Annotated in this window: 2 protein-coding genes; one reads left to right on the top strand and one right to left on the bottom strand. The window is 39.6% G+C overall.

All coding sequences use genetic code 11. The features are described from left to right. Nucleotides 1–275: 275 nt before the first annotated feature. Nucleotides 276–965: a hypothetical protein gene (locus KDK14_RS00750; RefSeq protein WP_257263103.1), complete on the bottom strand. Its 690-nt coding sequence runs from the start codon at nt 963–965 to the stop codon at nt 276–278. 175 nt (nt 966–1,140) lie between these two features. Between KDK14_RS00750 and KDK14_RS00745 the strand changes: the two genes are divergently transcribed. Next, entirely contained in the window at nt 1,141–1,365 is a 225-nt protein-coding gene (locus tag KDK14_RS00745; protein ID WP_257263102.1) for a DUF4277 domain-containing protein, read from the top strand. Nucleotides 1,366–1,472 lie beyond the last annotated feature (107 nt).

The raw sequence follows: 1,472 nt of genomic DNA, 5'->3' as shown, positions 1-1,472 counted from the left end.
ACCACGAAGCACACGAAGAGCACAAAGGAAAAGAAAAGCTCTTCTTTGTGCTCTTAGTATGCTTTGTGGTTCCAATTCAAGACCCGCAACAACTGGAGACCCGCCTGCACTCGATGGCAGAAGCTAAATAAAGAATGGACAATAGTCCTACCAAGAAGAATTCCTTAATGTCTACCCTAAGTACCGAGGCTAACCTGCTCGCTCTTGAGTCGGCATATTGATCATTTTTATGTCCTGGCAACAATTGCCGCCACAAAGTAGTTTTGGTTTACAGTTTAACCCCCATATCTCTTAAATAATTCTCTGATTTGCAACAGCCTTTCATCTGTCAAAGTAAAGTTTTCAGCAAGGTCTTCAAGAAAGCATCGACTTTGATTAGAAACTGAAATTTTTTCCTTTGGGTCTGCATCATTCTCAAGTAACAACTCAATGATCTCAATAGGAATGACAGGGTTAACACATGCTGCCATTAAGGGTGTTACATTATCACGACAACGTAATTCACCAAAATTACAGTGGATGCTTTGTGGACTTAGCTTAACCATAGATTTAATATCTTGTTCAATTTCTTCAGTATATTCATCGAACGTGCTTCTGGCATGGGGTAACGAGCAACCAGTAAAAAGCGCATCCAAAAGCATAGGACACCCTTTGGGTTCATGTAATAAATAAGGTGGTTGTCTGTACGCTGGATTTTCATATTCCTGTTGGTAACGGCTGTATTTATTCATTAACTCTACAATTTGTTTAGGGTAATCCTTTATAGTTTCACAGATATCACGACACTTGATTGGAATCATTGATTTTTGCTGACAAATTTCTCTTAATTCCATATTCGTAGAAGCAAAATTACAAATATCCCTTCCCCACGCTTTCGCTGTTTTTTTTGTCAGTACCAAAGGAGGTGAAAAATATTGTTTTATAACTTTAGTTTTTAACTCTACTGGCAAATTTGAAAACGTCATAATAATTGCTTCCTCAACTAATACAAATCGGGGCCAGCTATTCCCCCCTGCGCTTCCATTGAGCAAATATGTGCAAATATCTTTTCTTGTCAGTATAAACGTGAGTTGTCATTTATAATTAAAGACCTGAACTCGATTTATTCATCTGCCTTCCAGTACCGGGATTGACATTTTAGTGAAATCTGACGTCAAAGGACTGATCAGATCTTCAGGAACAACGATATGCCGTCAAGTTCAATACCAGTTTAAGAACCTTAATCATCCTGGCTTGGTCGCCGCTATGAGCCGGGAGCTAAACATAGCCGAATATTTCGATGCACGCAATGTCACCATTGGACAGGCTGTGGTCGCAATGATCATCAATGGGGTAGGATGCTGTCCAACACAGAATAAGATATGAACAAGCAGAGCCGTCTATTCTTAAACCAGAAAAAAAGACCTGCCAGAACCCAACGGCGAGATGGGTGTTTTTCTGTTTTCAAGGGGTTAGTGTATTAACGGTCAATA

It is taken from the genome of Endozoicomonas sp. ONNA2, assembly GCF_024606365.1.
GTDB lineage: Bacteria > Pseudomonadota > Gammaproteobacteria > Pseudomonadales > Endozoicomonadaceae > Endozoicomonas.
Note: the sequence above shows the minus strand (reverse complement) of the source record. Positions and strands in the feature narration are given on the sequence as shown.